Source organism: Actinoplanes sp. CA-142083 (assembly GCF_050942195.1).
Classification (GTDB): Bacteria; Actinomycetota; Actinomycetes; order Mycobacteriales; family Micromonosporaceae; genus Actinoplanes.
The window spans coordinates 1,315,300-1,337,785 of sequence record NZ_CP192076.1 but is presented as its reverse complement, the minus strand read 5'-3'; the positions used below and the strand labels follow the sequence as shown (position 1 = coordinate 1,337,785).

Genomic DNA, 22,486 nt, shown 5'->3' with positions numbered 1-22,486 from the left:
GGGGCAGAGTCAGGCGGCGATCGAACCGACCGGCGTCAGCCCGAGCCAGTCCGCGAGCTCGGCGATCTCGGCCGCCACCGCGCCCTCGTCGAAGGCGACGTCCTCGTGGATCGCGTCGACGCGCAGCACGCGCTCCTTGCGGTCGGCGGTCGCGTCGACCTTGCCCACCAGCTGGTCGTCCACCACGATCGGCAGCGCCCAGTAGCCCCATTTCCGCTGCGCGACCGGCTTGTACATCTCCAGCTGGTAGTCGAACCCGAACAGGTCGGTCATCCGCTTCCGGTCGTAGACGAGCCGGTCCAGCGGGGACAGCAGCGCCACCCGCCCCTCGAACGGCTGGTCCAGCTGGGCCGGATCGACCCGCCACTTCCCCCGTACGCCCTCGACGGTTGCCTCTTCGCCGACGAACGGCTCGATCTGCGTGGACCGGCCGCGCACCAGACCCATCGCGTTCAGCTCGCGCTCGTCGCGGCGGCGCAGCGCCTCCCCGAGCGGCACCTCCGGGACGGCCGGGTAGACGCGTTCGGCCAGATCCCAGAGCCGGTCGCCGCGGCGCCGGGCGGCGAGGGCGATCTCGCCGCGCTGCACCATCAGGTCGAGCAGGCGATCGAGGTTGCGGTTGTTGTTCCAGCCGCTCGACCGCCACGGGCGCACGCAGGTGTCGGGCAGCTCCCGGGTGGTCAACGGTCCCTCGGCGTCGAGCCGCGCCAGCACGTCGCGGCGGCACGCGTCGTTGGCGCGTACCCAATCCCGGAGATTCTCCTGCCAGCCGTTGAGCTTGCCGGGGCCCGGCCACGCCCGCATCTCGGCCTGGTAGAGGGCGATGTCCTCGGCCGGGCGGATCATGCCGCGCAGCTCGATCAGCGTGCGGTCCTCGAGCGCCTTGCTGAGGTCGGCGGGAGAGTAGCCCGAGCCGAGCCGGCTCCAGGCGACCAGGTGGGCGCTGGGCGCGACCGCCGCGGTCTGGTCGTGCTGCAGCAGGGTCAGGCCGTGGACCAGGTCGAACAGGTTGTCGGGACGCGCCGCGTCGAGCAGCTGGGCCCGGATCGCGATGCGCCGCGCCTCCGCCCGGGAGAGCTTGTGCATGGGAACCGACACTAGCTCCCGGAGATCGCGGGAAGGGCCAGGCCGAGAGCGCGATCCGGGGGCCGCGTGTCCGGCGCGGCCCGCTTTCTTTCCCGGGGTTGCACGGCGAACCGGTGGCATTGGTCTCATAGCCGGGACTTGGACCGGTTCGTACAGTGGGCGCGTGGTTGAGCGGCTTGATCTGCTGCCCGCCTCCGAGGAGCACGCCTACCGGCTGCTCGTGCGGATGGCGGGAGCCGGCGCGGACGAGTTCGCCGAGCAGGCCGGGTTGGGGCCGGGCGAGGCGGCCGCGCTGCTGGAGCGACTGCAGCGCAGGGGCCTGGTCACCGCCGGGCCGATGTTCCACGCGCTGCCACCCGACGTCGCCCTCGGCGAGGTGCTGCTGCGCGAGCAGGAGTCCCTCGAGTCGGCCCGCCAGCTGGTGGCCGCGCTCAGCGAGGAGTACCGCAGCAACACCCGGCGGCGCAGCGCCGGCCACCTCGTCGAGATCGTGGTGGGCGCCGAGACGCTGCGGGACAGGCTGCGCGAGATGCAGGACGCGGCGCACGACGAGATCCTCTGGTTCTGCCGGGCCAACCCGCTAGCCATGCAGGGCCCGGACAACGCCGAGGAGACCGGCGCGCTGAAACGCGGCGTGAGCTACCGGGCGATCTACGAGCGGGCGCTGCTGGAAAAGCCGGGCGAGCTGGCCAGCATCATCGAGGCCGTGGGGATGGGCGAGCAGGCGCGGGCGTTGCCGGCCCTGCCGGTACGCCTCGCGATCGCCGACCGGGCGCTGGCGATCTGCCCGCTCGTGCCCGACGCCGAGTGGGGCGTGGCCGAGCCGACCGCCGCCGTGATCCGCTCCGGCGAGCTGCTGGGCGCGATGATGGCGTTGTTCGAGAGCTACTGGGAGCGGGCGACGCCGGTGCTCGGCGAGGCGTCCGAGGAGCCCGACCGGCTGCTGCTCTCGCTGGTCGTGGCGGGCATGCCGGACAAGTCGATCGCCACCCACCTGGGCGTGAGCAAGCGGACCGTGCAGCGCCGTCTCGACCGGCTGATGGCGGTGGCCGGCGTCGACAGCCGGGCCGGTCTGGCGTTCCAGGCGGCCAAGCGAGGGTGGCTGTAGAAAGGCTCCTTGTCGGGGCCCGGCCGCACCGGCGCCACACACCCGGCGTCGCCCGCGGGGGCGTGCGGGATGACGTCGTCGGTGCGAAGCGTTGTCGCCGGCGCTGCTGGGGTGGTGGCGCGGGCGGGTGCGGCCGGGGTCCTCGGCGGCCCCGCCACGACCGGCACAGTCACGCCGGGCATGATGGGTCTCCATTCGCGGTGGGGCAGCGGTACAAATTTTCAGTACGCGTGCTGCTTTCCCAAAAGGGCAAACCCGTGCCGCACAAGCGCCATGGCACGATGTGGACACCACATAGGGTGTATTGAATGAATGCCGACGAGGTCCGCCGGGCGGTTTCGCTCGCCCGGGAAACCCTGTCCGTCGCCACCGAGCGCGACTGGCGAACGGTTCCCGCCGCCGGGCTCGAGTGGACCTGCTGGGAGACCCTCGAGCACGTGAGCGACGCCCTCTTCGGCTACGCCGCTCAGCTCGGTCCCGCGAAGCCCAGCGTCACGACGTACGTGCCGTTCGGCTGGCGGCAGAACCGTCCCGGCGGCCCGTACCTGACCATCTACGGCGACCACGAGCAGGGCGGGCAGGCCGGCTTGCTCGAGGTCTTCGAGACGTGCGGGGCCCTGCTCGCCGCGATGGTCCAGGCCGTGCCGGCCGGCACGATGTCGTTCCACAACTACGGCGCGTCCGACCCGGGCGGCTTCGCGGCCATGGGCGTGGTCGAGGTGCTCGTGCACACCCACGACGTGGCCGGCGGGCTGGGCCTGCCCTGGGCGCCGCCGGACGACCTTGTTGCCGGCGCGCTCGACCGGCTGTTCCCGTCGGCCCCGGGCGGCTTCGAGCCGTGGCCGACCCTGCTCTGGTGCACCGGCCGCGCCGGCCTGCCCGGCCGGCCCGCCCCCGAGTCCTGGAAATGGGACGGCCGCCCGCGGGTCAGTGGGTCCAGCGGATGAACCGTTCGAACAGCTCGGTCGGCGGCCCTATCGGGAGGTCGCGGGCGGCGTGTTCGAGCCGCTCCCACATGTGCACGACGAGCGCGACGCGGTCCATCCGCGCCGACAGTTGGTGCCGTGCCGGGTCGCACGGCCAAGGGGCGGCACAACAGTGGCAGCGCCACGACGGGCGCTCGGGCTCATGATCGGGCATGGCCATGATCTCCCTGGCGGGGAGCGAAGGCAGGCGTCGATCTTTCTCGGCTGGGGCGGCGGCGGCTGCCGGGTCCGCCGCCACCCCCGTGGCGCCAGTTTGCGCGCGCATTTTTGGCTGGTCAATTACGGACGTGCATGCCGTCACCACAACGGGTGAACCTTCGGCATCGATCGGGCACAATGCGGCGGTGGACAGTCCCACGTTCGTGAGGTTCCAGCTCGGCGCCCAGCTGCGCCGGCTGCGCGACGAGGCCAAGGTGCCGACCGAGCGGGCCGCCGACGTCATCGAGGTGTCCGCCAGCACCCTGCGGCGCATCGAGTCGGGGCGGGTGGGCATCAAGGGCCCGGCGCTCACCGCGCTGCTCAACGAGTACGGCGTGACCGACGCCGAGCTGCGCGAGACGCTGCTGTCCATGGCCCGCGAGGGCAAGCAGCGCGGCTGGTGGGCGAAGTTCGGCGACCTGCCGCAGGCGTACCGGCAGTACATCGGCCTCGAGTCGGCGGCCGACCAGATGCAGAACTTCGAGACCATCGTGGTGCCCGGCCTGCTGCAGACCGAGGCGTACGCGAGGGCGGTGACCTGCTCCGACGCGTTCAAGCCCACGCCCGAGTGGATCGAGCAGCGGGTGACGGTGCGGATGGAGCGGCAGAAGCTCTTCCGGCAGGGCCGGCTCAACCTCGTCGCGGTGATGGACGAGGCGGTGCTGCATCGGCAGATCGGCGGCCCCGATGTGATGCACGATCAGCTCACCGGGCTGCTCGACGCGGCCGACCAGTGGAACGTGACGCTTCAGGTGATTCCGTTCCGCGAGGGCGCGTACGCGTCGATGCTCTCCTCCTTCGCGATCCTCAACTTTCCCGACCACGCAGGAGTGGTTTACATCGAAGGTCTTACCGGGGACCTTTACGCTGAGGGAACGGACGTCGAGCGCTGCACGACCGTCTTCAACGACCTTCGATCGTCAGCGTTGTCGCCGTCCGAGTCGGCCGCGATCATCAGGCGGATCCGCGATGCGGAGCAGTCTTAGGAGTTCAGCATGCTCGATCAGGGTTGGCGTAAGAGCACGCGCAGCGGCAGCAACGGCCAGTGCGTCGAGGCGCGGCGGTGGGGAGACACCGTCCAGGTGCGCGACAGCAAGAACAGGTCGGGCCCGGTCCTTTCCTTCACGCTGGCCGAGTGGGCGGCGTTCACGACCGGCGTGAAGGGCGACGAGTTCGACAGTCAGTCGTAGGGATACAGGTCGCGGTTGGCCTCGACCGCGCGGATGAGCGCGCGCCAGACGAAGCCGAACTGCTGGTGGTCGCGGGTGCCGTAGAGGACGACCCGCTGGCCCCGGATGACGGCGTGGATCTCCTGGTAGCGCGGGTTGCGCTGGGCGTCCCCGATGACGCCGAACGCCACGCCGCAGGCCGAGACCAGCCCCGCGCACACCATCAGCGCGGAGCCGTAGGCGACCGCGAACGGCGCCGCGATCGCCAGCTCCAGGCCGGCGGTGACGGCGGCGACCTTCACCATCGGGTACCGGTAGGTGAGGCAGCGGGTCATCCCGCGCAGCTCCGGTATCGCGATCCGGAGCCCATCCACTTCGACATGCCAGGTCGTAACCGTGATCTCCGCGCCCTCGTAGAGGACACGCCACAGCGGCTTGCTGCGGCTTGCGCTGCTTGTGGACATCTGTGACCCCTTCGTTACCCCGTGCCTCCATTAGAAGGGGCGAACGCTACTTGCAGGTAGCGAGAGGCTGTCCGCGAATCACGATGTGCGAAATCCCATCTGCAAAGTGCAGATAGCCGTGTGCTGAGTCTCCGCCGATCGTGACTATCCGCCACAAACCAGCAAAACCCTTATCCCGTACGCGGCGACGACCGCCCAAGACGCAGCAGCGCGGTCCCCGCCTACGAGCCCGGGCCAGCTGCAACGCAAGCCATTGCCGGGGCTGCCGGGCTGAGCTGCCCACCCAACTCCGCCCGGCGGCAACCCATCAACGATGAGTTCGCGCTCGCTCCGAGCGGCAATTCATCAAGATCGAGCAGACGGCAACCGTGGGCGGCTGCGCTACAGGTCGAACTCGCCGTCCTTGGCGCCGCCGACGAAGGCCGCCCACTCGCGCAGGTTGAAGACCAGGGCGGGGCCGTCAGGGTTGCGGGAGTCGCGGACGGCGACGATGCCGGGCAGGTTGTCGGCGACCTCGACGAAGTCGTCGTCGCCCTCGGCCTGCCTGCTGCGTCGCCAGACCGCGCCGGAGAGATCCGTTGCGGAGGTCATCGCGCGCTCAGGGGCGCAGGTCGAACTCGCCCCGCGTCACGCCGTCGATGAAGGCGGCGAACACGGACCGGTCGAAGCTGAGGATCGCGCCCTCGGGGTCCTTGGAGTCGCGGACCAGGATGGTCTCGCGTCGAGGGGCCACCTCGACACAGGCGCCGCTGCTGCTGCGCGTGCTCTTCCGCCAGGCCGGAGCGCTCTCACGACCGTCCACGGTCCGTCACCACCTATCTAGACCGGCCGGAGGCCACGTTGCACGGCCGGGAGAAGTATATGCCTTTTTCGCCCGATTTCGGACGAACTCAGCCCAGGAACCTTCCGGAGCCTAGCGGAACCGAGCGCCTGCGGCAATTTCCTAACTGCACTTTGCAGGTCACCTAAGCTAACGTTAGGCACGATCGTCGAGCCGCGAGGGCCGAAAGGAGGAACCCGCATGTCGGAGCCCATCGGTCCGGCCATCGCGCGTGTTCGCCTCTCCACCCACCTGCGCCTGCTGCGCGGCGAGAAGCCGGCCGCGGCGGTGGCCAAGGCGATGCACTGGTCGCTCTCGAAGCTGAACCGCATCGAGAACAACAAGGTGACGATCCAGCCGGTCGAGGTGGAGGCGCTGGCACACCACTACGGCGTGGCCGACCAGGCCGAGGTCCGCAAGCTGGTCGACCTGTCGCTGGTCTCGCGACGGCGCATGTGGTGGCGCGACGAGCACGAGTACCTCGACGAGGACTTCATCAACTTCATCGCGTTCGAGAACGACGCCTCCCACATCTACGGCTACCACGCGTCGCTGCTCCCCTGGCTGTTGCAGACGCCGGAGTACGCGCTCGCGATGACGTCGTCGATCCTGCGCAAGCCGATCGACGACCCCGATGTCCGCAAGATCGTCGACGTGCGCCTGAAGCGGCAGGAGACCCTGCGCGACCGCCTCGACGGCGACTTCCCGCCGCGGATCAGCCTGGCCCTCGACGAGGCGGTCCTGCTGCGCCCGGTCGGCGGCGACGAGGTGATGGCCGCTCAGATCGATCACCTGGTCGAGCTGACGGCTCGCCCCGAGGTCGAGGTCGTCGTGCTGCCGTTCCGGCTCGGCGTCCACCCCGGACTCGGCGGCACCTTCGAGATGCTCACCTTCTCGGAGGACGAAGACCTCGACGTGGTCTTCATCGAGACGCCGGCCACCGGCTTCCTGCTGACCGACGCCGCCGACACGACGCCGTTCCGTGAGATCATGAGCGAGCTGCTCGCCACCGATCCCGACGGCGAGAGCCTCGACAAGGCCCTGGCCGGAGCGATAAAGGCCTTACGGCCGTAAGAGCCGAATTCACGGATCCCGAAACCCGTCATGGTCCATTTCCGACCAGGACAGCCGCTCGTCTCTCCACGATCGAAACGTTGTCGGTATCGTTGACGTCACTCTCCACCGCGCTCTCCACCGAGAGGAGACCCCTCCTACCCACCTCAGGACGACGCCGAAGTCGGACCTCCCACCCAAGAGAGGCTCGTCATGCCAGAGACCATCGGACCGGCGATCGCCCGCGATCGGCTCAGCGCACGCCTGCGCGAGCTGCGCGCGTCCCAGGGCCTCTCACCCGCCGAGGTGGCGGAGCGGCTCCACTGGCCGGAATCGGCCATCGAGGAGATGGAGTCGGGCCGGAGCCTGCCCTCACCGCGCAAGCTGGAAGACCTTCTGGGCCTCTACGGCGTCGAGGGCCTGGCGGCCGAAAATCTCTTCCTGCTCGACCACATCGCCCGGTCGCGCTTCTGGTGGGCACGGCACGGCATGTCGGAGGCCTATCAGGACTTCGTGGCGTACGAGGCGGAGGCCGGCCGGATCTGCATCTACCAGCCGCTGGTGGTACCGGGCCTGCTGCAGACCCGCCGGTACGCGGTGGCCGCGGCCGCGACGATCCTGGGCGTGGCCGAGGACGACCCGGCCATCGTCGCGCGCGCCGACGTGCGCCTCGAGCGGCAGGGCCGGGTCGCCGACCGGGTCGCGTCCGGCGAGCGGGTGGAGTTCGTCGCCATCGTGGACGAGGTCGTGCTCCGCCGCCGCATCGGCGGTGACGACGTCATGCGGGAGCAGCTCGGCCATCTCGCCGAGCAGGCCGGCCTGCCGCACGTGACGCTGGTGGTCCTGCCGACCGCGCTCGGCGGCCACCCCGGGCTCGGCGGGGTGTTCGAGTTGCTCGAGCACGAGAGCGACCCCGGCCTGTCGACGGTCTTCATCGAGTCGGCCACCGACGACCAGATCCTGCGTGGCGCCGCGGTCGGCACCTATCGGCAGATCGTGACGAAACTGCGGTCCACGGGCCTCGCCGGCGACGACGCCGTCGCGCTGGTGCGGGAGATCCACGCCGAGATCTGAAGTTAACAGCGCAGCGCGGGGCCGGGGGATGGACCGCGGGGTAACGTGGATCGAACCGGAAGCGTCGCGCTGTTCCCTGTCGGAGGTGGCCATGCCGGAGCAGGTCGGCCAGGCCGTCGCCCGCGAGCGGCTGCGCGCGCGGCTCGTCGAGCTGCGGCGGACGAGTGGGCTCAGCCCCGAGGCGGTCACCTCGCGCACGCACTGGTCACTGTCCAAGTTGAACAGGATCGAGACCGGCGCCGTCACGGTCCAGCCGCTGGACGCGCAGGCGCTGCTGCAGATCTACGGCCTGCACGACCCGGGCGAGGTCGCCAAGCTCACCGACCTCGCGATCACGGCGCGGCGCCGGCAGTGGTGGAGCGGGTTCCAGCTGGAGCCCGAGGTTCGCGACTTCGTGGCGTACGAGAGCACCGCCTCGCGCATCACGACCTATCAGGCGCTGCACATCCCCGACCTGCTGCAGACCGAGGCGTACGCGCGGATGGCGCTCACCGCCGCGGCCGGCAAGAAGGCCGACGACCCCGGCGTGCAGGGCGCGCTCGATCTTCTCCAGCGCCGCCAGGCCGAGGTCGCCGCCCGCGCCCCCGAGATCCAGGCGGTGCTCGACGGCGCGGTGCTGGCGCGGCGGGTCGGCGGCGGTCAGGTGATGCGCGCCCAGCTCGACCGGCTGGTCGAGGCCATCGGCGAGGGCCTGATGCGGATCGTCGTTGTGCCGCTGCGGCACGGCCTGATCCCCGGCCCGGGCGGCGGCTTCGAGCTGCTCGGCTTCCCCGGCGTGGAGGACCCCGACGTGGTCTTCGTCGAGTCCCCCGTGCGCAACCTGCTGGTCCGCGACAAGGACGTGATCGCGGGCTACCACGACGCCGCCGATACCCTGATCGATTCCGGACTCACCCGCGACGCCGCGATCAAGGAGATCCGCCGGGTGCGCAACGAGGTCTAGGCGCCTCGGACGATCGTGCGCAGCGAGGTCTAGGCGCCTCGGACGATGGTGCGCAGCGGCGGGAAACCGTTGAAGCCGACCGAGGCGTAGGTGGCCGTATAGGCGCCCGTGCCGTGGATCCGCAGCTTGTCGCCGGGGCGCAGCGCCAGCGGCAGGTCGTAGGTCGTGTTCTGGTAGAGGACGTCGACGCTGTCGCAGGTCGGGCCGGCCAGGATGACCGGGCCGGTGCGCGTTCCGTCGTACGGCGTGGTCATCCGGTATTGAATGGCCTCGTCCTCGGTCTCGGCGAGCCCGCCGAAGCGCCCGACGTCGAGATAGACCCAGCGCGGCTCATCCGCATAGGACTTGCGGGAGACGAGCACTACCTCGGTGTGCAGCACGCCGCATGGGGCCGCGATGTAGCGTCCCGGCTCGATCATCAGATCTGGACGGATATTTCCGAAGTGTCGGTTGACGGATTCCGCGATCGCGGAAGCGTAGGCGGTGATCGGCGGGCAGGGCGCCAGGTAGTCGACCGGAAAGCCGCCGCCGCAGTCGAGCAGCCGCAACACGATCCCCTCCGAGCGCAGCTTCGCGTACAGCAGCGCGGCCTCGGCGATGCTCGGCTCCCAGCGGCCCGGGTCGAGCTGCTGCGATCCGACGTGGAAGCAGACGCCCGCCGGGTCGAGCCCGTGCCGCGCCGCCCACCGGATCAGGTCGATCGCCATCTCCGGCGCGCACCCGAACTTGCGGCTCAGCGGCCATCGCGCGCCCTGGCTGGAGGCCAGCACCCGGCAGATCACGGTCGCTCCGGGCGCGTGCTCGGCCAGCTTCTCCACCTCGCCGAGGCTGTCGAAGGCGAAAATCCGGACACCCTTCGCGTACGCGTACGCGATGTCCTCGGATTTTTTGATGGTGTTGCCGAACGACAGGGTGGACGCGGGCGCGCCCGCGGACAGGCAGAGGTCGACCTCGTTGCGGCTGGCCACATCGAAGTGGCAGCCGGCCGCCACCAGCTCGCGGACCAGCATCGGCTCGGGATTGGCCTTGACCGCGTAGTAGACCGGCGTGCCCGGGAAGGCGGCCGCGATCCGGTGGTACTGCGCGACCGCGACCGGGATGTCGATCAGCAGAAACGGGGTGTCCATCAGTGGAAGGGCTCGCCGAAGGTTTCCCGGATCCGGTAGAGATCGCGTAACCGGGGTTCGGTGCTGCCGGCCACCCATCGGCTGATCGTCTTGGTGGAGACGTCGAGCTTGCGGGCGGCGGCCTCCATGGTGAGTCCCTCCTCGCGCAGGCGGCCGGCCAGCCAGAGCGCGAACGTGGTGCGCTCGACCGGAACCGGCGAGAGCGGGGCGATCGGTGCGCGCGGCGCCGGCACCTGAGCGGCGGCGGGCGCGGCGACCGCCGGGACCCGGATCGGCGCGGTGTCGGGCGCGAACAGCACGTCCACCTCGGCGCCGTCGGGGAAGATGCGCAGCGAGACCTGGATCGTGCCGGCCTCGCCGGCGGCGTCGAGCAGGACCTCGGCGACCCGCTCGCAGAGGATCCGGATGTCGTCGTCGGAAACGGGGCTGCCGGTCAGCTGGCGGCGGACGAAGTCGCGCACATCGGGCAGCGCGGCCGGTCGCGCGGGAAACGCCTGCGCGACCACCTCGATCGGGAGGATCTCGATGTTCTCCACTCTCGCGAGCTTACGGTGACCGGAGGTACCCGATCGAGTGATGGGAGTCTTTCGTGTTCGCGCCGACGCGCATAGCATCCCCCGGATGGACGGGGATGAGTCCGTGCTGCACATCCTCTGGATGAACGGCGGCCTGAGCTGCGACGGCGAGTCGGTGGCGCTGACCGCCGCGACCCAGCCCAGCATCGAGGAGATCGTCGCCGGCGCCCTGCCCGGGGTGCCGCCGATCGCCCTGCACTGGCCGTACTTCGACTTCGACAGCGGGCCCGACGGCGGCCCCGGCAGCTTCATCGAGTGGTGGCACCGGGCCGACCGGGGTGAGCTCGACCCGTTCATCCTCATCGTCGAGGGCTCGGTGCCCGACGAGGGGAACAAGGCCGAGGGCTACTGGAGCGGGTTCGGAACCGATCCCGAGACCGGGCAGCCGATCCCGGCCGCCGAGTGGCTGACCCGGCTGGCGTCCAAGGCCACGGCCGTGATGGCGGTCGGCACCTGCGCGGCGTACGGCGGCGTGCACGCCATGGCCGGCAACCCGACCGGCGCCCGCGGTGTGCCCGACTTCCTGGGCTGGGACTGGACGTCGAAGGCCGGGCTGCCGATCGTCTGCGTGCCCGGCTGCCCGACACATCCCGACAATCTCGCCGAGACCATCCTGCATCTGCTCTACCAGGTCTCCGGCCAGGGCGGGGAGATGTCGCTGGACGAGTCGCTGCGGCCGCGCTGGCTGTTCGAGTCGACCGTGCACTCCGGCTGCGACCGGGCGTCCTACTACGACCAGAGCGACTTCGCGACCGGATACGGCTCGACGAACTGCCTGGTGAAGGTGGGCTGCTGGGGCCAGGTGGTGCGCTGCAACGTGGCCAAGCGCGGCTGGATCAACGGCGTCGGCGGCTGCCCGAACGTGGGCGGCATCTGCATCGCGTGCACGATGCCCGGCTTCCCCGACAAGTTCATGCCGTTCATGGAGTCGGCCACGCCCGAACCCGAGACAACGGCCGGATACGCCCCTCTCATCCGTACGCTGCGGGGCTTCACGTTGCGGGTGGCGACCCACTGACTCGGGGGATGGCAAGTGACTAGGAGGCCGGACACTTGTGTCCGGCCTCCGCTCTGACCAGGGAAAACACGGGATCGGACAGTAGGGGATCCGAACCACATCTGGGTGGACATCACTGGGGCTGGTGCCGTCCGCGAGCCGTCGGGCAGCCTGGTGACCAGCCGGACACCCCCGGCTACCCGGCGTGACGACGACCTAAGAGGTGGGACAGCCTTGCTCTGGCAACGATGGACAGCGCGGCGCGCGCTGACGGCGATACCGGTGGAATGCACCCGCGGCTCCTCTGCCCGGTCGCACGTCCCCATGGTCTTCCGCGAGCCCGAGGCCGGCTGGTGGGAGGCGCAGACCCGGGCCACGGTGACCGTCGCCGCGATCCGCGAGGGCGACGCCGCCTGGCACCCCGAGATGGTGCTGTCCCGCCTCGCCGAGATCGCCACCGACGAGGCCCTGCTCGTCGTCTTCGGGTCCAACGCCCGGTCGGCACAGCACGCGATGGTCGCCGACCTGCGGTGCCGGCTCCCCCGGCACGAGGTCGTCGCCATGCGGGTACGGCACCGGCACGGCGACCTGCTCCGGGACGCGGCCACCGTGGAGCAGTTGCTCGACACCGGCACCGTGCCGGTGGTGGTCACGCCGGTCTCCGCGATGCACGACGTGACCGCCGAGATCGCCAGTTACCTCCGGGCCGACCGGGTGCTGCGGGTGCTGCGCACGCTCGCGGGGGCCGAGCTCCGGCAGGTGTGGGGGCGGAACCCCGCGCCCAGCCTCAGTTAGCGAGCCATTCGTACCAGGCGTCGAGGTTCTCCCCCTTGGTCGCGGACAGCGCCAGGACCTCGGCCTTCGGATTCACCGAGGCGACATGCGAGCGGCAGGCGTCGAGGTCGAAATCCACGTACGGCAGGAGATCCACTTTGTTCACCACAACCAGATCGGCAGCAGCGAACATGTATGGATACTTAAGGGGCTTGTCGGTCCCCTCGGTCACCGAGATGACGACGACCCTTCCCCGCTCCCCCAAGTCGAACAACGCCGGACAGACCAGGTTCCCCACGTTCTCCACGAAGAGCAGAGCGCCGCGCTCCGGCGCCAAGCGGTCGATGGCGTCGCGCAACATGGCCGCGTCGAGGTGGCAGCCGGCGCCCGTGTTGACCTGCACCACCGGGCAGCCGGTGCGGCGGATGCGCTCGGCGTCGATCCGCGTCTCCTGATCGCCCTCCACCACCGCGACCGGCCGGTGCCTGATCTCGCTGATGGTTCGCTCGAGCAGGGTGGTCTTTCCTGACCCGGGCGAGCTCATCAGGTTGATGGCCGTAATCCCGCGGGACGCCAGGAGTGCCCGGTTCTCGTCGGCCAGCCGATCGTTCTTGGCCAGCACCTTCTCCTCGAGCGTGATCTCGTCGTGCGAGTGCGTGTGGCCGCATCCACAGGTCGCGCACATCCTTCTCAGCCCACCTCCATCGAGACGACCTGCAACTCGCGCCCGGCCGTGACGGCCAGATCGGCGCTGCCGCAGGGGCACAGCAGGATCGGATCGGTCAGCTCCACGTCGGCCCCGCAGGAACGGCATCGCGCCGCCCCCGCGCGCTCCTCGATCTCGAGTCGAGCGCCCTCCGCGATCGTCCCCTCGGTGGCCAGATCGAAGCAGAAGAGCATCGCCTGGGGCACCACGGCGGTCAGCTTTCCAATGCGGACGGTCACGCGTCGCACAGGACGTCCGTCGGCACGTTCGCATACAAGGTCCACGATGTTTTCCGCGATCGCGAGCTCGTGCATGGCAGGGGACCTCGATGTACTGAACGGATTGACATTGTCACACACCGCAGGACTACTGTGTTACCTGCCTCACACGTACGGGCCGAGCGTCGACCCCACTGCCGCAGGGGTCAGGGACGACCCCGGAGAGATGGGTCTTCCATGCCAGACGATCCCCTCATCCATGTCCTGTGGATCAATGCGGGCCTGAGCTGCGACGGAGACTCGGTGGCGCTGACCGCCGCCACCCAGCCCAGCGTCGAGGAGATCGCGCTCGGCGCGCTGCCCGGCCTCCCGCGCATCGCGGTGCACTGGCCGCTGATCGACTTCGAGTGCGGACCGCGGGGCGGCGCCGACGACTTCCTGGAGTGGTTCTTCAAGGCGGACCGCGGCGAGCTCGAGCCGTTCGTGCTGGTCGTCGAGGGATCGATTCCGGACGAGTCGCTGCACGAGGACGGGTACTGGTGCGGGTTCGGCAACAATCCGGAGACCGACCAGCCGATGACTACGAGTGAGTGGCTGGACCGGTTGGTGCCCAAGGCGACGGCCGTGGTGGCGGTGGGCACCTGCGCGACGTACGGCGGGATCCACGCCATGGCCGGCAACCCGACCGGCGCCATGGGCGTCCCCGATTACCTCGGCTGGGAGTGGAAGTCCAAGGCGGGCATCCCGATCGTCTGCGTGCCGGGCTGCCCGATCCAGCCGGACAACCTCGCCGAGACGATCACCTACCTGCTGTATCAGGCCACCGGCCAGGCCCCGATGATCCCGCTGGACGACGCGCTGCGCCCGTCCTGGCTGTTCGGCGCCACCGTGCACGAGGGCTGCGACCGCGCCGGCTACTACGAGCAGGCCGACTTCGCCACCGAGTACGGCTCCCCCAAGTGCATCGTCAAGATGGGCTGCTGGGGCCCGGTCGTGAAGTGCAACGTGCCCAAGCGCGGCTGGCTCAACGGCGTCGGCGGCTGCCCCAACGTGGGCGGCATCTGCATCGGCTGCACGATGCCCGGCTTCCCCGACAAGTTCATGCCGTTCATGGACGAGCCGCCCGGCGGCCGGTTCTCCACCACCGCCGTCGGCTGGTACGGCACCACGATCAAGCGCCTGCGAGCCATCACCACGCACACCCTCGACCAGGAGCCCAAGTGGCGGCGCGGAAAGGTCCGGACATGACCGATTTAGTGGAGATGTCATGGGACCCGATCACGCGGATCGTCGGCAGCTTGGGTATCTACACGAAGATCGACTTCGCCAACAAGGTCGTGGCCGAGTGCAAGAGCACCAGCTCGATCTTCCGCGGTTACTCCATCTTCATGAAGGGCAAGGACCCGCGGGACGCCCACTTCATCACGAGCCGCATCTGCGGCATCTGCGGCGACAACCACGCCACCTGCTCCTGTTACGCGCAGAACATGGCGTACGGCGTGAAGCCCCCGCACCTGGGTGAGTGGATCGTGAACCTCGGCGAGGCGGCCGAGTACATGTTCGACCACAACATCTTCCAGGAGAACCTGGTCGGGGTGGACTACTGCGAGAAGATGGTCGCCGAGACCAACCCGGGCGTGCTGGAGCTGGCCAACCGCACCGAGGCGCCGCACGCCGGCATGCACGGCTACCGCACCGTCGGCGACATCATGCGCTCGCTGAACCCGTTCACCGGCGAGTTCTACCGCGAGGCGCTGCAGGTCAGCCGCATGACGCGGGAGATGTTCTGCCTGATGGAGGGCCGGCATGTCCACCCGTCGACGCTCTACCCGGGCGGGGTCGGCACGGTCGCCACGGTCCAGCTGATGACCGACTACCTGACCCGGCTGATGCGGTACGTGGAGTTCATGAAGAAGGTCGTCCCGATGCACGACGACCTGTTCGACTTCTTCTACGAGGCGCTGCCCGGGTACGAGCAGGTCGGCAACCGCCGCATCCTGCTCGGCTGCTGGGGCTCCTTCCAGGACCCGGAGTCGTGCAACTTCAAGTACGCGGACATGACCGACTGGGGTCGCAAGATGTACGTGACCCCGGGCATCGTCGTCGACGGCAACCTGATCACCACCGACCTCGTCGAGATCAACCTGGGCATCCGCATCCTGCTCGGCTCCTCCTACTACGAGGACTGGACCGACCAGGAGATGTTCGTGACGCGCGACCCGCTGGGCAACCCGGTCGACCGGCGCCACCCGTGGAACCAGCACACCAACCCGCGCCCGCAGAAGCGCGACCTCGACGGCAAGTACAGCTGGGTGATGTCGCCGCGCTGGTACGACGGTCAGAACTACCTGGCGCTGGACACCGGCGGCGGCCCGCTCGCCCGGCTGTGGGCGACCGCGCTGGCCGGCCTGGTGGACATCGGGTACGTCCAGTCCACCGGCTCCTCTGTAAAGATCAACTTGCCGAAGACCGCTTTGAAGGGCCCGGTCGAGTTCGAGTGGAAGATCCCGCAGTGGAGCAACACGATCGAGCGGAACCGCGCGAGGACCTACTTCCAGGCGTACGCGGCGGGATGTGCTCTTCATTTCGCCGAGAAGGCGCTCGCCGAGATCCGGGCCGGGCGCACCAAGACCTGGGAGCCGTTCGAGGTCCCCGACGAGGGCATCGGCTGCGGGTTCACCGAGGCCGTGCGGGGCGTGCTGTCACACCACATGGTCATCCGCGACGGCAAGATCGCCAATTACCACCCGTATCCGCCGACGCCGTGGAACGCGAACCCGCGCGACAGCTACGGCACGCCGGGACCGTATGAGGACGCCGTCCAGGGCCAGCCGATCTTCGAGGAGAACGACCGGGAGCACTTCAAAGGCATCGACATCATGCGTACGGTGCGCAGCTTCGACCCCTGTCTGCCGTGCGGCGTGCACATGTACCTGGGCGGCGGCAAGAAGCTGGAGTTGCTGCACAGCCCGACCCAGTCCGCCGGAGCTTCGTAGGCGTGGCCGCGACGGATTGGCGGGAGTCCGCCGCTCGGATCGACATGCTCCTCGCCGGGGTGGGCGAGGGCGGCGAGGAACTGGTGCGCACGGTCGCCGACCTGTACGGCGCCGGGCTGGAACGCGTGCTCGAGCTGCTGCACGAGCACGGCGCGCTGACCGACGGGGCGCTCGATGCGCTGGCGGCCGACGACCTGGTCGCCGGCCTGCTGCTGGTGCACGGGCTGCACCCGCACGACGCGGCGACCCGGATCAACCTCGCGCTGCGCGGCACCGGGGTCTCGCTGATCGAGGTCACCGACGACGGCGTGTGCCGCTTGCGGGCGCAGCACCGGCCGCACGACATCGAGCAGCTGATCTCGTCGGTGGCGCCCGAGGTCGACCGGGTGGTGGTGGAGACCCTCAAGCCGCTGATTCCGGTGTCGTCCCTGTTCACGCGGCCGGCGACATGACGGACTCCCTGGCTACGCTGCGGCGGGTCGTCCGCAACCGCCCGGCCGCCGATCGGCCGGAGCGCTGCGAGATGTGCTCCGTCACGATCGGCCCCGCGCACGGGCACGTCGTCGACCTGCAGTCGCGGCAGCTGCTCTGCGCGTGCCGGCCGTGCTATCTGCTGTTCACCGACGACGCCGCGCACCTGCGCTACCGGGCGGTCCCCGACCGCTACGCGCCGGTGGGCGCTTTCCTGGACGAGCGGGCCTGGGACGAGCTGCAGATCCCGGTCGGGCTGGCGTTCCTGTTCCACAACTCGGCGCTGGGGCGGATGGTCGCCCTCTACCCCGGTCCGGCCGGCGCCACCGAGTCCGAGTTGGACATGCCGGTGGTCGCGGACTTGCGGCCGGACGTCGAGGCGCTGCTGCTCCGGCGCGGCAGCGACGGCTACCTGGTGCCGATCGACGTCTGCTACGAGCTGGTCGGGCGGCTGCGGACGCTGTGGCGAGGATTCGACGGCGGCCAGGAGGCGCATGCCGCGGTCGACGAGCTCTTCGAACGCGTACGGGCACGGGCGTCATGAGCGCCTACACCTTCACCGTGCTGGACGTGGCGGCCGAGCCGTACGCGGCGTCCCCGCAGCTCACCTGCCGTCTGCGCATCGCGGAGTCGACCGGCCGCCGGGTGCACGCGATCGCGCTGCGCTGCCAGGTGCGCATCGAGCCGCAGCGCCGCCGCTACGACCCCGCCGAGCAGGACGCGCTGCGCGGGCTGTTCGGCGAGCGGGAGCGCTGGGCCGACACCCTCAAGCCGTTCCAGTGGATGCAGGCGAACGCGACAGTGCAGGGCTTCACCGGCGACATCGAGACCGACCTGGCGCTGCCGTGCACCTACGACCTCGAGGTGATCGGCACCCGCTACCTGCACGCGCTCGACGCCGGCGACGTGCCTCTCAACCTGCTGTTCTCCGGCACGATCTTCACGAAGGGCACGACCGGCTTCGAGGTCGAGCAGGTCCCGTGGGCGTGCGAGGCGCGCTGGGCGCTCCCGGTCGCGGTCTGGCGCAACATGATCGACGCCTTCTTCCCGAACAGCGGGTACGTGCTGGTCAGCGCCGACATGCTCAAGGAGCTCGCCGCGTTCCGCGCCCGCCACGACCTGATCAGCTGGGACGAGACGATGCGGCGCCTGCTCGACGCTTCCTCGTCGCCCGATTCTCCGGAGCGGCGGTGACCGTCGAGGCGGCCCGGGCGGTCGCCGACGCCGTGCTCTACGAGGGATACCTGCTCTATCCCTACCGGGCGAGCGCGGCCAAAAATCGGTCACGCTGGCAGTTCGGCGTGCTCGGCCCGCCGGCGGCGGCCTCGCCGGCCTTCGCGGAGCCGCCGGCGATGGGGCTGTCTTTTCTCGTACGCCCGGCCGACGGTGCCCCGGCGGTGACCATCCATCTGCGCTTCCTTCAGTTGCAGACTCGGCAGGTGCTGGACGCCGCCGGGCAGCCCGTGCCCTCACTGCAAGTCGGCGACGAGACCGTGCTCACCTGGGACGAGGCAGTCGAGCAGGAGCTCACCTTCGACGTCCCTCTCGGTAGCAAATCCGACTTTCCGGTTTTGGTCGAGGGCGGCGTCGAAGAGGAGTCGCTCGGCACGGCCGGGCGGGTCGTGCGCCGGCGGTGGCCCCTCACCGCGCGTCTTCGGGCGCACGCCGAGCCCGACGGCGACTTTCTCCGTCTCAGCGTGGCGGTCACGAACGAACACCCCTCCCCTGCCACGGACAAGGACGAGGCGATCCGCCACTCGCTGCTCGGCGCCCACCTCCTGATCGAGGCGCGCGACGCCACCTTCGTCTCGATGCAGGACCCGCCGCCCGCGGCCGCCGACGCCGTCGCGCGCTGCCGTCAGGAACGCTGCTGGCCGGTGCTGGCCGGCTCGGACAGGCTGCTGCTCGGCGCGCCGATCATCCTGTACGACCACCCGGCCGTCGCGCCGCAGAGCCCGGGCGCCCTCTTCGACGCCACCGAGATCGACGAGATCCTCACCTTGCGGGTCATGACGATGACCGACGACGAGAAGGCCGAGGCCCGCGCGACCGACCCGCGCGCCCGTACGATCGTGGACCGCTGCGACTCGCTCAGCCCGGCCGGCCTGCAGAGCCTGCACGGCACCCGGCTCGACGACACACCCTGGTGGGACCCCGCGACCGACGAGCCCGGCCCCGACTCGGTGCTGATCGCCGGCGTCCGCGTCGGCAAGGGCAGCCTCGTGCGCGTGCACCCGTCGCGGCGGGCGGACGCGCAAGACCTCTTCTTCGCCGGCCAGCAGGCCCGGGTGACCGCCGTCGTCTCCGATGTGGACGGTGGCACGCACGTGGCCCTGGTTCTGGTCGACGACCCGGCGGCCGACCTGCACGACTGGTACGGCCGGTACCTCTATTTCGCCCCCGACGAGCTCGAACCCATTCCCGAGGGGAACTGATGCTGAAACTCATAGGCGCCCTGACCACCATCGCGGCCGCCGCGGCGGCCGCCTATGCGGCGACCCTCGTGGTCGCGTCGCTGCCCGACATCCAGCGCTACCTCAAGATCAGGTCGATGTGAACATTCTGGTCGCCGGTATCGGCAACATCTTCTTCGGCGATGACGGCTTCGGCCCCGAGGTCGTGCGGCGGCTGCTCGCCGAGGGCCCGCCGCCGCCTCAGGTGCGCATCGTCGACTACGGCATCCGCGGCATGTTCCTCGCCTTCGACCTGCTCGGCGTCGACCGGCTCATCCTGATCGACGCGCTGCCGGGCGAGGAGACGCCGGGCGAGCTGGTCGTGTTCGAGATCGGGCCGGACGACGTCGAGCCCACCGGCTTCGACGCGCACATGATGAGCCCCGGCCGGGTGCTCGGCGCCGTGCGGAAGCTCGGCGAGGCGCTGCCTCCGACTTACCTGGTCGGCTGTCGGATCGACACGGCGTTCGAGGACATCAGCCTCACCCCGCGGGTGGAGAAGGCGATCCCGGGGGCGATGGAGGCCGTGCACGCGCTCATCGACCGCATGCTGGCCGAGCCGGACGACAGCGATCCCGCGAAGTCCGGCGTCTACTCACCGGTCGCCCAGATCATGCGGGAGGTGCGCGCCGAGCCCAAGGGCGCGGTCCGCCCCCTCAAGGCCGAGACCCCTGACGTCTGGGGAGGAGGCTGACCATGTGCCTGGGCATTCCGGGTCAGGTCGTCGAGATCGTGGAGGGCTACGCGGGGCAGCTCGCACTCGTCGACGTCGAGGGGGCCAAGCGGCGCGTCAACATCGGCATGCTCGACTCGCCGCCGGACCCGGGCGCCTGGGTGCTGATCCACCTCGGCTTCGCCGTCGAGCTCATCGACGCGCGGGAGGCCGCCCGGGCGATGAGCGGGCTCGAGCTGGTCGGCCAGGCCCGGCGCCTGCGCCGCCGATACACGGTGTCGGGGCTGGTGCAGGGCGTGGGTTTCCGGCCTTTCGCGTACGCGATGGCGTCGGCTCTCGCCCTCTCCGGCTCGGTCGCCAACACCGCCGACGGCGTGGTGGTCGAGGTCGAGGGTGAGGCCGACGCCGTCCACGCGTACGGCCGGCGCCTGCGATCCGACGCGCCGCCGCTGGCCATGGTGATCGGCGTGGGGTCGGAGGACCTGCCGCTCGAAGGTGGCACCGGCTTCACGATCTCGTCGTCGCAGGCCGGCGCGACCCGCACGCTGGCCTCGCCGGACGTGGCGATCTGCGCCGACTGCCAGCGCGAGCTGCGCGACCCCGGCGATCGCCGCTACCGGCACCCCTTCATCACCTGCACCAACTGCGGTCCCCGATTCACCATCATCAAATCCCTCCCGTACGACCGCGCGCAGACCACCATGGCCGGATTCCCGATGTGTGCGGCCTGCGAGGCGGAGTACTCGGATCCGGCCGATCGGCGCTTCCACGCCCAGCCGATCGCTTGCCCGTCGTGCGGGCCCACCCTGGAGCTGGTCGACCCGGCCGCCCCGCCGACCACCGCCTCCCCCGGCGCGGCCCCGGTCGCCCTCTCCCCCGGCGATGATCCTCTTGCTGCATGCCGGCGGCTGCTCGCGGAGGGGCGGATCGTCGCGATCAAAGGGCTCGGCGGCTACCACCTCGCCTGCGACGCGCGGAACGCGGCGGCCGTTGCCGAGCTGCGGCGGCGCAAGCAGCGCGGGGGCAAGCCGTTCGCGGTGATGGTGGCCGACCTCGACACCGCCCGGAAACTCGCCGTGCTCACCGACGGCGACGAGGAACTGCTCGACGACATCCGGCGGCCCATCGTGCTGGTGCCCCGGCGGCCTGATGCCGAAGTCGCGGAGGAGGTCGCGCCGGACAACCCGGATCTCGGGATCATGCTGCCCTACACGCCGCTGCACGTGCTGCTGTTCGGGCTGCCCGGGGACCCGCCCGGCCCGGATGTGCTGGTGATGACCTCGGGCAACCTCTCGGGCGAGCCGATCGTCACCGACGACGACGCGGCACTGGACCGGCTCGGGTCGCTGGCCGACGCGTGGTTGCGGCACGACCGGGAGATCCGGGTGCCCTGCGACGACTCGGTGAGCCGGCACGTCGCCGGCGCCGAGCTGCCGATCCGGCGGTCCCGCGGGTACGCGCCGCTGCCGCTCGCGTTGCCGTTCGAGGTGGGGCCGATCCTGGCCACCGGCGCGGATCTCAAGAACACGTGCGCGGTGGCAAACGGCCGCTACGCGTGGCTCAGCCAGCACATCGGCGACATGGACGACCTGTCCACGATCGAGGCGCTCACCCGGACCGAGCGCCATCTCGAGGAGCTCACCGGCGTGCGGCCGGAGACCGTGGTGGCCGATCTGCATCCGGGATACCGGTCGAGCGACTGGGCCAAGCGGCACGCGGACGGGCGGCCGGTGCGGCGGGTGCAGCACCATCACGCGCACGTCGCCTCGGTGATGGCGGAACACGGGCTGGGACCGGACGAGCAGGTCATCGGCATCGCGTTCGACGGCACCGGGTACGGCCCGGACGGGGCGGTGTGGGGCGGCGAGATGCTGATCGCCGACTACAAGGACTATCGGCGCGCGGCCCGGCTCGGGTACGTGCCGCTCGCGGGCGGGGACGCGAGCGTGCTGCGCCCGTACCGGATGGCCCTCGCCCACCTGCACGCGGCCGGCGTGCACTGGCACCCGGATCTGCCCGCGGTGCGGGCCTGCCCCCCGGCCGAGCGCGACCTGCTCGCCCGGCAGTTCGGCAGCGGCGCGGACTGCGTGCCGACGTCGAGCATGGGCCGGCTGTTCGATGCGGTGTCGTCGCTGGCCGGTATCCGGCACACCGTCGAATACGAGGCGGAGGCGGCGATCCTCCTCGAAGGAAACGCGCGTTCGCTTTCGGCGGAGCGCGGTACCCCGTACGCGTTCGAATGGTGCGTGAGTCAAGACGGCCCGGATGTCGCCGACGCCGGTCCGGTGATTCGCCAGATCGCGTTCGACGTTGTGAATGGCGTGGCGGCACCAGTGGTGGCGGCCCGGTTCCACGCGGCGGTGGCGGCGCTGATCGGGGAAATGGCCGAACGCGGACGGGAACGGTTCGGCATCGATGTGGTGGTGCTTGGCGGCGGAGTTTTCCAGAACGCGCTGCTCGTCGAGGCCACCCTGCTCGAACTGGGGGAACGTGGTTTCACGACGCTGCGGCCGCGGCTGCTGCCGCCGAACGACGGCGGCATCGCGCTGGGGCAACTGGTAGTTGGCTCCGGTTGAGTCAGCTCTGTTAGGAGGT

At 70.2% G+C, this 22,486-nt stretch carries 27 protein-coding genes; 18 read left to right on the top strand and 9 right to left on the bottom strand.

Annotation, left to right across the window (positions count from 1 at the left end):
• Positions 1 to 9: 9 nt before the first annotated feature.
• Positions 10 to 1,086: a DNA glycosylase AlkZ-like family protein gene (locus tag ACQPZX_RS06365; RefSeq protein WP_433375662.1), complete on the bottom strand. Its 1,077-nt coding sequence runs from the start codon at positions 1,084 to 1,086 to the stop codon at positions 10 to 12.
• Positions 1,087 to 1,249: 163 nt separating this feature from the next.
• Here ACQPZX_RS06365 and ACQPZX_RS06360 point away from each other — a divergent pair, with 163 nt between their 5' ends.
• Both ACQPZX_RS06360 and ACQPZX_RS06355 read left to right on the top strand, forming a co-directional pair.
• Entirely contained in the window at positions 1,250 to 2,194 is a 945-nt protein-coding gene (locus tag ACQPZX_RS06360) for a helix-turn-helix domain-containing protein (protein WP_433375659.1), read from the top strand.
• Between the two features lie 308 nt (positions 2,195 to 2,502).
• Positions 2,503 to 3,141: a DinB family protein gene (locus ACQPZX_RS06355; protein ID WP_433375656.1), complete on the top strand. Its 639-nt coding sequence runs from the start codon at positions 2,503 to 2,505 to the stop codon at positions 3,139 to 3,141.
• Here the strand turns inward: ACQPZX_RS06355 and ACQPZX_RS06350 are convergent.
• Positions 3,122 to 3,538 (bottom strand): hypothetical protein, encoded by a 417-nt coding sequence (locus ACQPZX_RS06350; protein WP_433375654.1) that lies wholly within the window; start codon positions 3,536 to 3,538, stop codon positions 3,122 to 3,124. The two genes, ACQPZX_RS06355 and ACQPZX_RS06350, sit on opposite strands and share 20 nt — an antisense overlap.
• Here ACQPZX_RS06350 and ACQPZX_RS06345 point away from each other — a divergent pair.
• A complete protein-coding gene (locus ACQPZX_RS06345) occupies positions 3,525 to 4,364 on the top strand; it encodes a helix-turn-helix domain-containing protein (RefSeq protein ID WP_433375651.1) in 840 nt (279 codons plus the stop codon). The two genes, ACQPZX_RS06350 and ACQPZX_RS06345, sit on opposite strands and share 14 nt — an antisense overlap.
• A 9-nt stretch (positions 4,365 to 4,373) precedes the next feature.
• Entirely contained in the window at positions 4,374 to 4,568 is a 195-nt protein-coding gene (locus ACQPZX_RS06340; protein ID WP_433375648.1) for a DUF397 domain-containing protein, read from the top strand.
• Here the strand turns inward: ACQPZX_RS06340 and ACQPZX_RS06335 are convergent.
• From ACQPZX_RS06335 to ACQPZX_RS06325, 3 genes are all read right to left on the bottom strand, one after another.
• The gene (locus ACQPZX_RS06335; protein WP_433375646.1) at positions 4,559 to 5,011 is read right to left on the bottom strand and encodes a DUF6232 family protein; all 453 of its coding nucleotides are present in this window, start codon (positions 5,009 to 5,011) and stop codon (positions 4,559 to 4,561) included. The two genes, ACQPZX_RS06340 and ACQPZX_RS06335, sit on opposite strands and share 10 nt — an antisense overlap.
• A gap of 381 nt (positions 5,012 to 5,392) precedes the next feature.
• Complete coding sequence (locus ACQPZX_RS06330; RefSeq protein ID WP_433375643.1) at positions 5,393 to 5,602, bottom strand: DUF397 domain-containing protein; 210 nt, start codon at positions 5,600 to 5,602, stop codon at positions 5,393 to 5,395.
• A gap of 7 nt (positions 5,603 to 5,609) precedes the next feature.
• Positions 5,610 to 5,813, bottom strand: coding sequence for a DUF397 domain-containing protein (locus tag ACQPZX_RS06325; RefSeq protein WP_433375640.1), 204 nt, complete (start codon positions 5,811 to 5,813; stop codon positions 5,610 to 5,612).
• 219 nt (positions 5,814 to 6,032) lie between these two features.
• Here ACQPZX_RS06325 and ACQPZX_RS06320 point away from each other — a divergent pair, with 219 nt between their 5' ends.
• From ACQPZX_RS06320 to ACQPZX_RS06310, 3 genes are all read left to right on the top strand, one after another.
• A complete protein-coding gene (locus ACQPZX_RS06320) occupies positions 6,033 to 6,905 on the top strand; it encodes a helix-turn-helix domain-containing protein (RefSeq protein ID WP_433375637.1) in 873 nt (290 codons plus the stop codon).
• Between the two features lie 192 nt (positions 6,906 to 7,097).
• Positions 7,098 to 7,958, top strand: coding sequence for a helix-turn-helix domain-containing protein (locus ACQPZX_RS06315; protein WP_433375634.1), 861 nt, complete (start codon positions 7,098 to 7,100; stop codon positions 7,956 to 7,958).
• Between the two features lie 91 nt (positions 7,959 to 8,049).
• Positions 8,050 to 8,901, top strand: a complete 852-nt coding sequence (locus tag ACQPZX_RS06310; protein ID WP_433375631.1) for a helix-turn-helix domain-containing protein — start codon at positions 8,050 to 8,052, stop codon at positions 8,899 to 8,901.
• A gap of 29 nt (positions 8,902 to 8,930) precedes the next feature.
• Here ACQPZX_RS06310 and ACQPZX_RS06305 read toward each other — a convergent pair whose 3' ends face one another.
• Positions 8,931 to 10,028 (bottom strand): type III PLP-dependent enzyme, encoded by a 1,098-nt coding sequence (locus ACQPZX_RS06305; RefSeq protein ID WP_433375628.1) that lies wholly within the window; start codon positions 10,026 to 10,028, stop codon positions 8,931 to 8,933.
• Entirely contained in the window at positions 10,028 to 10,564 is a 537-nt protein-coding gene (locus ACQPZX_RS06300) for a helix-turn-helix domain-containing protein (protein WP_433375626.1), read from the bottom strand. Before ACQPZX_RS06300 ends, ACQPZX_RS06305 begins: the two co-directional genes overlap by 1 nt.
• Positions 10,565 to 10,649: 85 nt before the next feature.
• Here ACQPZX_RS06300 and ACQPZX_RS06295 point away from each other — a divergent pair, with 85 nt between their 5' ends.
• Together ACQPZX_RS06295 and ACQPZX_RS06290 are read left to right on the top strand one after the other, a co-directional pair.
• The gene (locus tag ACQPZX_RS06295) at positions 10,650 to 11,621 is read left to right on the top strand and encodes a hydrogenase expression protein HypE (protein ID WP_433375623.1); all 972 of its coding nucleotides are present in this window, start codon (positions 10,650 to 10,652) and stop codon (positions 11,619 to 11,621) included.
• A 303-nt stretch (positions 11,622 to 11,924) separates the two neighbouring features.
• Positions 11,925 to 12,395, top strand: coding sequence for a hypothetical protein (locus ACQPZX_RS06290; protein WP_433375621.1), 471 nt, complete (start codon positions 11,925 to 11,927; stop codon positions 12,393 to 12,395).
• Here the strand turns inward: ACQPZX_RS06290 and hypB are convergent.
• Both hypB and ACQPZX_RS06280 read right to left on the bottom strand, forming a co-directional pair.
• On the bottom strand, positions 12,388 to 12,996 hold the full coding sequence (gene hypB, locus ACQPZX_RS06285) for a hydrogenase nickel incorporation protein HypB (RefSeq protein ID WP_433375618.1): 609 nt from the start codon (positions 12,994 to 12,996) through the stop codon (positions 12,388 to 12,390). The genes ACQPZX_RS06290 and hypB overlap by 8 nt on opposite strands.
• A gap of 68 nt (positions 12,997 to 13,064) precedes the next feature.
• The gene (locus ACQPZX_RS06280; protein WP_433375615.1) at positions 13,065 to 13,394 is read right to left on the bottom strand and encodes a hydrogenase maturation nickel metallochaperone HypA; all 330 of its coding nucleotides are present in this window, start codon (positions 13,392 to 13,394) and stop codon (positions 13,065 to 13,067) included.
• A gap of 141 nt (positions 13,395 to 13,535) precedes the next feature.
• On the opposite strand from ACQPZX_RS06280, the gene ACQPZX_RS06275 reads away from it, so the two are divergent.
• From ACQPZX_RS06275 to hypF, 9 genes are read left to right on the top strand one after another with little or no spacing between them, the layout of a single operon-like run.
• Positions 13,536 to 14,546, top strand: a complete 1,011-nt coding sequence (locus ACQPZX_RS06275; protein ID WP_433375613.1) for a hydrogenase expression protein HypE — start codon at positions 13,536 to 13,538, stop codon at positions 14,544 to 14,546.
• A complete protein-coding gene (locus ACQPZX_RS06270) occupies positions 14,543 to 16,294 on the top strand; it encodes a nickel-dependent hydrogenase large subunit (protein ID WP_433375611.1) in 1,752 nt (583 codons plus the stop codon). The genes ACQPZX_RS06275 and ACQPZX_RS06270 overlap by 4 nt, the downstream gene beginning before the upstream one ends.
• A gap of 2 nt (positions 16,295 to 16,296) precedes the next feature.
• Complete coding sequence (locus ACQPZX_RS06265) at positions 16,297 to 16,746, top strand: hypothetical protein (RefSeq protein WP_433375608.1); 450 nt, start codon at positions 16,297 to 16,299, stop codon at positions 16,744 to 16,746.
• Positions 16,743 to 17,309: a DUF5947 family protein gene (locus ACQPZX_RS06260; protein ID WP_433375605.1), complete on the top strand. Its 567-nt coding sequence runs from the start codon at positions 16,743 to 16,745 to the stop codon at positions 17,307 to 17,309. The genes ACQPZX_RS06265 and ACQPZX_RS06260 overlap by 4 nt, the downstream gene beginning before the upstream one ends.
• Positions 17,306 to 17,959 (top strand): DUF6084 family protein, encoded by a 654-nt coding sequence (locus ACQPZX_RS06255; RefSeq protein WP_433375603.1) that lies wholly within the window; start codon positions 17,306 to 17,308, stop codon positions 17,957 to 17,959. The genes ACQPZX_RS06260 and ACQPZX_RS06255 overlap by 4 nt, the downstream gene beginning before the upstream one ends.
• Entirely contained in the window at positions 17,956 to 19,200 is a 1,245-nt protein-coding gene (locus tag ACQPZX_RS06250; protein ID WP_433375600.1) for a hypothetical protein, read from the top strand. The genes ACQPZX_RS06255 and ACQPZX_RS06250 overlap by 4 nt, the downstream gene beginning before the upstream one ends.
• Positions 19,200 to 19,322, top strand: a complete 123-nt coding sequence (locus ACQPZX_RS06245; protein ID WP_433301497.1) for a DUF6893 family small protein — start codon at positions 19,200 to 19,202, stop codon at positions 19,320 to 19,322. The genes ACQPZX_RS06250 and ACQPZX_RS06245 overlap by 1 nt, the downstream gene beginning before the upstream one ends.
• Positions 19,319 to 19,912, top strand: a complete 594-nt coding sequence (locus ACQPZX_RS06240) for a hydrogenase maturation protease (protein ID WP_433375597.1) — start codon at positions 19,319 to 19,321, stop codon at positions 19,910 to 19,912. Before ACQPZX_RS06245 ends, ACQPZX_RS06240 begins: the two co-directional genes overlap by 4 nt.
• 2 nt (positions 19,913 to 19,914) lie before the next feature.
• Positions 19,915 to 22,467 carry a carbamoyltransferase HypF gene (gene hypF, locus ACQPZX_RS06235; RefSeq protein WP_433375594.1) on the top strand — a complete coding sequence of 851 codons (2,553 nt, stop codon included), beginning with the start codon at positions 19,915 to 19,917 and terminating at the stop codon, positions 22,465 to 22,467.
• The last annotated feature ends 19 nt before the right edge of the window (positions 22,468 to 22,486 follow it).